At 35.9% G+C, this 8,782-nt stretch carries 10 protein-coding genes; 7 read left to right on the forward strand and 3 right to left on the reverse strand.

Annotated elements, in window-relative coordinates:
* Positions 1-97 precede the first annotated feature (97 nt).
* Positions 98-1,036 (forward strand): ATP-grasp domain-containing protein, encoded by a 939-nt coding sequence (locus ABES02_RS15840; protein ID WP_430136709.1) that lies wholly within the window; start codon positions 98-100, stop codon positions 1,034-1,036.
* Positions 1,037-1,086: 50 nt separating this feature from the next.
* Here the strand turns inward: ABES02_RS15840 and ABES02_RS15845 are convergent, their stop codons facing one another.
* The gene (locus tag ABES02_RS15845) at positions 1,087-1,617 is read right to left on the reverse strand and encodes a YceI family protein (protein ID WP_430136712.1); all 531 of its coding nucleotides are present in this window, start codon (positions 1,615-1,617) and stop codon (positions 1,087-1,089) included.
* 178 nt (positions 1,618-1,795) lie between these two features.
* On the opposite strand from ABES02_RS15845, the gene ABES02_RS15850 reads away from it, so the two are divergent.
* Together ABES02_RS15850 and helD are read left to right on the forward strand one after the other, a co-directional pair.
* On the forward strand, positions 1,796-2,659 hold the full coding sequence (locus ABES02_RS15850) for a hypothetical protein (RefSeq protein WP_430136715.1): 864 nt from the start codon (positions 1,796-1,798) through the stop codon (positions 2,657-2,659).
* Between the two features lie 187 nt (positions 2,660-2,846).
* A complete protein-coding gene (helD, locus tag ABES02_RS15855) occupies positions 2,847-5,171 on the forward strand; it encodes an RNA polymerase recycling motor HelD (protein WP_430136718.1) in 2,325 nt (774 codons plus the stop codon).
* 83 nt (positions 5,172-5,254) lie between these two features.
* Here helD and ABES02_RS15860 read toward each other — a convergent pair whose 3' ends face one another.
* Positions 5,255-5,389, reverse strand: a complete 135-nt coding sequence (locus ABES02_RS15860) for a BA3454 family stress response protein (protein ID WP_430136720.1) — start codon at positions 5,387-5,389, stop codon at positions 5,255-5,257.
* 155 nt (positions 5,390-5,544) lie between these two features.
* Here ABES02_RS15860 and ABES02_RS15865 point away from each other — a divergent pair, with 155 nt between their 5' ends.
* Positions 5,545-6,006, forward strand: coding sequence for a GNAT family N-acetyltransferase (locus tag ABES02_RS15865; protein WP_430136723.1), 462 nt, complete (start codon positions 5,545-5,547; stop codon positions 6,004-6,006).
* 23 nt (positions 6,007-6,029) lie between these two features.
* Here the strand turns inward: ABES02_RS15865 and ABES02_RS15870 are convergent, their stop codons facing one another.
* Positions 6,030-6,326, reverse strand: a complete 297-nt coding sequence (locus ABES02_RS15870) for a hypothetical protein (protein ID WP_430136726.1) — start codon at positions 6,324-6,326, stop codon at positions 6,030-6,032.
* Between the two features lie 154 nt (positions 6,327-6,480).
* Here ABES02_RS15870 and ABES02_RS15875 point away from each other — a divergent pair, with 154 nt between their 5' ends.
* Genes ABES02_RS15875 through ABES02_RS15885 form a run of 3 tightly spaced genes read left to right on the forward strand, consistent with a single transcriptional unit; the run spans position 6,481 to position 8,608 of the window.
* Positions 6,481-7,230 (forward strand): SDR family oxidoreductase, encoded by a 750-nt coding sequence (locus ABES02_RS15875; RefSeq protein ID WP_430136729.1) that lies wholly within the window; start codon positions 6,481-6,483, stop codon positions 7,228-7,230.
* On the forward strand, positions 7,211-8,239 hold the full coding sequence (locus tag ABES02_RS15880) for an S-adenosylmethionine:tRNA ribosyltransferase-isomerase (RefSeq protein WP_430136732.1): 1,029 nt from the start codon (positions 7,211-7,213) through the stop codon (positions 8,237-8,239). The genes ABES02_RS15875 and ABES02_RS15880 overlap by 20 nt, the downstream gene beginning before the upstream one ends.
* A 15-nt stretch (positions 8,240-8,254) precedes the next feature.
* Positions 8,255-8,608, forward strand: a complete 354-nt coding sequence (locus ABES02_RS15885; RefSeq protein WP_430136735.1) for a VOC family protein — start codon at positions 8,255-8,257, stop codon at positions 8,606-8,608.
* Positions 8,609-8,782 lie beyond the last annotated feature (174 nt).

Below are 8,782 nucleotides of genomic sequence, written 5' to 3' on the forward strand. Positions count from 1 at the left end.
GATAATTCGACTATTTCCGATAATACCTTCACAAATCGACAAGAGAAATTTACAATAAAACTAGTAATAAATGATTCGTTAAAGAGGAGACTTTTCGATGAAAAAAGTTTATATCATACATGAAAATAGCGATTGGACCATTCATCTAACAAAACGGCTTAATGAATTAAAAGTTCCCTATGAAGAATGGCATTTGGATAGTGGCAGGCTTGACTTATCAAAGGAACCGCCAGAAGGGGTATTTTATAATAGGATGAGTGCATCCTCGCATACAAGAGGGCACCGCTTTGCACCTGAATTTTCCGCACAAGTGCTGGCATGGCTAGAAGCACATGGTAGAAAAGTCTTTAATGGGACACGGGCTCTTCAACTTGAGGTCAGCAAGGTTTTACAATACCTTGAGTTAAATAAATTTGGAATCAAGACACCACGGACCATTGCAGCAGTAGGAAAAGAGCAAATTTTAGAGGCGGCAACAGAATTTATTGGTACCCCTTTTATAACCAAACATAACCGGGCAGGGAAGGGGCTTGGGGTTCAATTATTTCAGTCACTTGAAGCATTACAGAGCTATGTAGGAAGCCCTATCTTTGAAGAACCGGTTGATGGGATTACCTTAATTCAAGAATATATCCAAGCTCCCGAAAGCTTTATAACCCGCTGTGAATTTGTCGGCGGAAAATTCGTCTATGCAGTAAAGGTAGATACTTCTGAAGGTTTCCAACTATGCCCGGCAGATGCCTGCCAAATTGGCGATTTATTCTGTCCTGTTGGAGAAACTGGAGTTAAACCAAAATTCCAAATCATTGAAGGATTTAATGACCCACTCATCAAAAAATATGAGCAAGTTATAGCTGCTAATAAAATCGATGTGGCTGGAATAGAATTTATTCGGAACACAGACGGTGATATATTCACTTATGATATAAATACAAACACAAATTATAATTCTGATGCTGAAGAAATCGCCGGAAAATTTGGCATGCTAGAACTGGCAAAGTTTTTGAAGGATGAACTAGATAACCTTGCCATATAATAAAAAGGAAGAGGCTGCTCCAATGGAACAGCCTCTTTGTAATGAATTGATTAAGCTTTAGCAGCTTGAATTTGCAGGTTGATTTTTACTTTATCGCCAACAAGTACGCCGCCTGTTTCTAGTCCAGCATTCCACACTAGGCCGTAATCAGAACGGTTGATGCTACCAGTTGCACTGAAGCCAACCTTTTCATTTCCCCATGGATCTTTTCCTTGACCCTCGAAAGAAACCGCAAAAGTTTCTGGTTTTGTTACCCCACGAAGTGTTAAATCACCAGTTACATTGTATTCACCATCATCCGTTTTTTCGATCTTAGTTGCTTTAAATGTCATATTTGGATGGTTTTCAGCATCAAAGAAATCAGCAGAAACTAAATGTCCATCACGATCTTTGTTACGAGTATCTACACTGGCAGTTTCAATCGCAAATTCAATATTCGCAGTTGTTAAATCAGTTGGATCAGCATCAATAGCTGCATTAAAGCTGTTGAAAGTACCTTTCACGTTAGCAATCATCATGTGTCGAACAGAAAAATCTACACTGCTGTGCGCAGGATCTAATGCCCATTTTGCTTTAGTCATAATAAAATCTCTCCCTTTTTGTTTTGAAATTATTTATCTCGAAATAAAAATAACTTAATTCAAGATAAATTATATGGTGTGGGACACCTAAATGTCAATTGATTTTTTATAATTTTTTTTTAATCTTTTCACATACTAAGACGTAACGGATTTTTTAGGAAGGAAGGAAGGAATATGTATGAAAAAACTGAAACGAAATAGTCTTCCATTTTTCATTCTACTTCTTATACATACATGCCTTCTGGGTTTCACTATTCAAAAGAGTAAAAATCGGAAAAAAATTTTTGTATTATTGTTTGCCAATATGGGTTTTGCCTATTTATTCGAGTATTTTATCTTTAATCTATTTAAGGCCTATTCGTATAAGCCAAAAATAGTGACAAAAAGGATTTTTGATAATATTTTTGGTGCTTTTTTATCACAAGCTATCTATGTCCCATTTACAGCTGTATTTTTAACGCGAAAAAAATGTGGTTGGGGGAGCAAAATTGCTTCTGGAATTTATTTTTATTTAGTAGAAAAAGTTTTTTTAAACCTGGGGATTTTTAAGTTATCGGGCTGGAAGAGCATTTACACGTTAATCCTCTTGCCGTTTTATTTCAAGTTAAGTGATTTTTGGTTTGCTTCTTTAAATAAAAAAACATCGATTGTCCGGTTTTTGTCCCTCTTTTTCATGATCATGGTTACTGAAACAAATTTGTTTCTCATTTTGGCATTCCTCCGGCGGCTCCGGATGGGAAGGGGAAGGTACCATTCATGGCGGGAACATTTTATCCTATCACCGCTATATACCATTCTAATATCTTTATTTACTGCAATAATTCTAAGAAAAAGGAATGTATTTGGAGTTAAGTTAGGGGTAGTATTATTTGCAGCTTTTTTAAATAAACTTTTTGTAAAGCTAAAGATTTTAAAAAATACACTTCATCCAATTGCTTATTATGCAATAAGGTCCATTATGATCTTTGTTTATGGGCAATACAGGGAGTGGGTTTATGAAGATGAGATGATTGATTCGTTAGAAAAGAAAAATAACCAATAAAAAAACGCCTTTATGGCGTTTGCTTTTTGAAAAAAAATCCTTGTAATAAAACATAAAGCATGATACAATGACATTTGGTTTAATATGTAAAATGTTATTTGTCTATAAAATACCCTATAATAACATTAACATATTAGTTTGTGAATGTCAAACAAAAGAACCATAATTTTTTCTGGAGAGTGGTTTAATGAACGAAAATCAGAATAAAGTTTGGCAAATGGAACAAGAGCGGGTACATGAGGTTGTAAATGAAATTGAGAAAAAAGAAAATAAATTGTTGAAAAACGTTGGGAAAGTCAGCTCAGATGTTCTTGAACTACGAAGAAACTTTTGGCAGGACGTTACCGTCAATATGGATGAACCGGATGATGTTATTGAAACGGCAGCTAGTATAAAGCAGCAAGCTGAATTACTTTCAGAGCGGGAGCGAACTCATAAACAATTAGATAAACACCTTAAAACGCTTGAACGGCTAAAATACTCTCCGTATTTTGGAAGAATTGATTTTCACGAAGAGGGAGAAAAAGAACCAGAACAGGTCTATTTAGGGATCGCTTCTTTTATGGATCAGGCGGACGAAAACTTTTTAATCTATGATTGGCGTGCACCTATTTCCAGCCTTTATTATGACTATTCACCAGGACCAGCACATTATCGAACCATGGATGGAAACATAGAAGGGGAAATGGAACTTAAGCGGCAATTTATCATTCGTGCATCGGAAATTAAAGGAATGTTTGACACTGGAGTAACAATTGGAGATGAAATGCTCCAGGAAGTTCTTGGGAACAATGCAAGTACACAAATGAAAAGTATTGTTGCAACCATTCAACGAGAGCAAAACCTGATTATCAGAAATGAAAACAGCAAGATCCTTATCGTTCAAGGAGTTGCCGGCAGTGGAAAAACCTCGGCTGCCTTACAGAGAGTGGCGTACTTATTGTATCGCTACCGTGATACGCTGCAATCTGAAAACATTATGTTATTTTCTCCTAACCCGCTGTTTAATAGCTACGTAGCCACAGTGCTACCAGAGCTTGGGGAAGAAAATATGCAGCAAGCAACTTTTATGGAGTACCTAAATCACCGTTTGGGTCATGAATTCGAAGTAGAAGACTCTTTCGATCAAATGGAATACTTGCTGAACGGTAAAAATGACCAGGAATATTCGGCGCGAGTGGCTGGAATACGTTATAAGGCGAGCCTTGCCTTTAAAAATACCATTGACCAATATGCAAAAGAATTATCTAATCATGGTTTACTTTTTAAAGATTTAACTTTTAGAGGGGATGTACTAATCTCTAAAAAAGAAATTCATGATTACTTCTATTCTTTAGAGAAGAGCTACTCGATTCCAAATAGGATTCAGCTTGTTAAAGAATGGCTCTTAAGAGAATTAAAACGTGCAGTGAGAAGGGAGCGTTCTAGAAGCTGGGTAGAGGAAGAAATTCAATTTCTTGAAAAAGAAGACTATATGGACGCATTCAAGGTTCTGTTGGAGAAAAATCAATTCAAGGAAAATACTTTTGATGATTTTGAAATGGAGCAAAAGCTTCTTGCTGAAATGGTGGTAAAAGAAAAATTTAAACCGTTATTTGCAAGGGTTAAAAAATTGAAATTTATCGATATGCCGAATCTTTATCGTCAAATATTTGCCCAAGTTAATGGAAAAGGTGAGATGACGCCTGCTAACTGGAAACTTATTAGTATGCAAACAGTGGCTAGATTGAATAATAGGGAAATTCCCTATGAAGATACAACACCATATGTGTATCTCCAAGATTTAATTGAAGGACGGAAATCTAATACTTCAATACGTCATATCTTTATTGATGAAGCACAGGATTATTCGCCATTTCAGTATGCATTTATTCAAAGGCTGTTTCCTTACAGTAAAATGACTTTGTTAGGTGACTTCAATCAAGCCATCTTTTCCGGTGCCACTGGATCTGAAACAGTATTAACAGAATTAAATATGGATGATAAGGATATTGAAACATTTGTATTAACGAAAACATATCGGTCTACCAAAGAAATTGTTGAATTTACAAGTGGATTAATAGAAGGTGGCGATCAGATAGAACCGTTTAATCGGAGGGGTAAGAAACCAGTGATTGAGCGAACCAACTCTGATAGGTTAAATAGTTCTGTTTTCGAGAAAATTAAAGAATATGAGAGACAGGGGCATAAAACCATTGCGGTCATTTGCCGGACTGCAATGGAAAGTAAAGGAGTGTTTGAGGCTCTTAAGAATGAACTGCCTCTCCATTTAATCGAAAAAGGGACGATATCATATGAAAAGGGCATTCTTGTGATTCCGTCCTATCTTGCAAAAGGGATCGAATTTGATGCCGTTATTTTATATAATAGTTCCGCATACAAAAGTGAAAGTGAGCGAAAACTTTTTTATACGGTCTGTACAAGGGCCATGCATGAATTGTATATGTACGCGACAAGTTCAATTAGTCCATTACTTGCAGCAGCAGTTAAGGATACCTATGAGATAGTATAATCTGAAAAAAACTACAGGTTTCAATAAATTAAAATGAAATAAGAAAACAGCGGCTCACTACGCCGCTGTTTTCTTATGGATTTCTATTTTTTCCATTGTTTTTGAACTTGTTCAAAGGCAAGGCGTTGTATTTCATCTTCGGATGTTTCCTGATTTGTTATGACATTCGTCAAATAGCTTTTTCCTTCAAATGTAATTGTTACTTCTACTTGTACCATATAGAATCACCTTTCTTTTCTAAAATAAATTGTAAGTCGAACATTAAGTTCGTAACGGTTTATCGTATCGCTAAAAAATAAAATATATGCAGGAAAAGTTTCGAATTTGTTATAATGTTGTTAAGAAAAAATTCTTTAGGTGATGAATGATGTCGATGTATTTTGAAGAGGTAACGAAAGATACTCTGTATATAGCTCTTGAAATGATAAATTCCAATCCAGAGTATAATGTTTTTGAAAATGGTTTAGAAACAAGGGAAATTACTGATCTTGAAGAAGAGTTTTTAAATCATACCACAATTAGTGCTTTTATTAAATTAGATGATACGTATATTGGAATAATTGACTACTTGTTAGAAAATCCAAATGATCAATTCCCATGGCTTGGTCTATTAATGATCCATGGTGATTATCAAGGATATGGTTTTGGTGCACAGGCCTATGCACTTTATGAAAAAGAGATGCAAAAACGAGGTTTTGACCGTGTCCGAATTGGTGTGTTGAAAGAAAATAAAAGGGCACAACAATTTTGGGAATCACTAGGGTTTGTTTATTATAAAACGACATCCTCCAAAAATGAAAGTGGAATATTTTGTTATGAAAAATTTATAGGTTAAAAAACTTCCAATAAAGGAAGCCTTTAAACCTCGATAGTCATAAATTCCTCCACGAACAGCTGCACTTGATAATTGTCAATTTGATTCTTTTTTAACATTGATTCCACAATGACAAGGTGGGTTTGAATGGAAACATTTTTCTTTAAATCACGAATTGATACATCGCCATTCAATAATTGAATGGCTTTTTCTCTGATGTCTTGATTCTTAGAAGACTTGTAAAGAAGATAGGCAATGCAAGTAATCTTATCCACTGCAAACACTCCCCTTAAATCAAGAATCCAACTTATTTTATCCGCCTTTTTACTTAATTCGACCATAATTTAATTATTCCTGCAAATTTTCTGAAAATTTTTTAAAAAATATTAGACTAAAGTCGTAGATAGAATCAAGCTTCTATACGAGGAGATAAAAACGCGAATTCCTTATGATAAAACCATAGAAAACAAAATAAATCGTAAGGGGTTTTGCGAAATGAAAAACAATCAAGTGGTGATGATAACAGGCGCATCAAAGGGATTAGGCAAAGCGTTAACTTTAGCATTTGCTCGGAAAGGTGCAAATTTAGCTATCTGTGCAAGAAGTGATAATGGGATACAAGTTGTAAAGAAGGAAGCAGAAGCGCTCGGTGCTTCACGTGTAATTGCTATAACAGCTGATATTTCTAAATCAAGAGATGTCGAAAGATTCGTGGCGATCACAGAGAACGCCTATGGAAAAATTGATGTCTTGATCAATAATGCTTCGATTTTAGGACCGAGTCCGATGCCGTTGTTATTAGATTTTCCAGAAGAGGATTTTGTCGAGGTTTTAAGAGTAAATGCGGTAAGCCCATTTTTGGTCACAAGAAGGGTATTGCCTGGAATGTTGTTAAGAAATAGCGGTTCTGTCATCAATGTAACCTCAGAGGCAGGAAACACTGGTTATGCTGGCTGGGGGGCATATGGGATATCAAAATTTGCCGTAGAAGGGCTTACAGAAACTTGGGCAGATGAAGTGAGTGAGACGGCAGTTCGGGTAAATATGGTTGATCCTGGAGAAATGGATACCGATATGCACCAGTTAGCTGTACCGGATTGTGATTATGAGCTGGCAAATCCAAATGATGTTGTCGATGTTTTTATTTACCTAGCCTCTGATGAGTCAAAACATATTAACGGAAAACGTTTCCAAGCTCAGGAGTTTACCGAAGGGAGCGCTAAAGATGCTTCAAGAAACGCTTAAGTTCGAATTACCTTCATACTTGAATGCAGCGATGCCGCCGGAAAGGAGGGGTGTCCGGAGAGATCAAGTCAAAATGATGGTTCAAAACCGCAGGACAGGGCAAACAATGCATGATCATTTTTTCAATCTTGATCTTTATTTAAAAAAGGGAGATGTTCTGGTTCTTAACAGCAGCAGAACAGTACCGGCTATTTTAAAATCGGAGCTATACCGAAATGGGGAAGTAATTCAAAATGAGATGGAAATACGCTTGGCACGTAGAAAAAATGACAGTACATGGGAGGCTCTGGCTGTTAGTGAAGAAGTTAAACGAGGTGATCAATTAATTTTTTCAAAGCAGTTTTTAGGGGAAGTATTGGAGGTAAATAAAAAAAGACCGTTTATTACCATTAAGTTTTCAAAAAATGGATCTGCTTTGTATGATGAAATCTATGCAATCGGAGAGCCGGTCCGCTATGAATACATTAATAGCCCATGGGAACTCGATTATTATCAAACTGTTTTTGCTACTCATCCAGGTTCCGTTGAAATGCCTTCAGCAGGGCGTGCGTTTAGCTGGGAATTATTATTTAAATTACAGAAAAAGGGGATTAAGCTCGTTTTTATCCAGCTGCATACAGGGCTTAGTTATTTTTTAGATGATAAATGGGATCATTCTCCAACGGAAAATTATGAGGAATATACCATTCCTGCTGAAGCTTGGGAGAACATTTTGCAGGCAAAGGTGGAAGGTAAAAGAGTCATTTCGGTTGGAACTACAGTCGTTCGTGCGATTGAAACCGCTGCTTTAAATGGGGAGCTATCTGGTTGGACCAACCTTTATATAAAACCAAAGTACGACCTAAAAATCACAGATGGAATTATAACAGGAATGCATGAACCAGAAGCAAGCCATTTGGATATGCTCTCAGCCTTTGTCAACCAAAAGGATTTATTCAATTCATATCAAGAAGCTATCAAAAGGGGGTATTTATGGCATGAATTTGGCGATATGAATCTAATTTTATAATAAAAGGAGATTAATATGTTGAAAATTCATCATTACGCAATGGAAGTTGTCAATATTCTTTTGGTTAAAGAATTTTATATCAATATGTTGGGGTTTGTCGAGGATGAAAAAGTAGAATTTAAAGGAGAAGAAATTCTATTTTTGCGGAATGGAGACTTCCTTCTTGAGCTTATCAAAGTAAAACAAGAGGGATTTCCTCAGCAAAATGTTCATCTTTGTTTTGAAACAGAAAGTATAAATGATATTATGGAAAAGTTTTCAAAAGCGGGAATTTCTGCTCTGGAAGGGCCATATACCTTGAAAAATGGTTGGAAGACGGTCTTCTATATAGGCAATGCAAAAGAGATTTTAGAATTTATTGAGCCGTAATTTGTTGTATATTGCTTATTGCATTGCATTTTTTGTATAATATTGAAGGGATAAAAGAAAAATGATGATCGTAATACCAAACTCTACCTTTCGTCCCCATAGGGATGAGAGGTTTTTATTTATCCATTGGCTCTGTTAAACGATATTGTTGTTTTTTATACTCTGTTGATTGGA

The sequence above is a fragment of the Neobacillus pocheonensis genome, from assembly GCF_050477905.1.
GTDB lineage: Bacteria > Bacillota > Bacilli > Bacillales > Cytobacillaceae > Neobacillus > Neobacillus pocheonensis_A.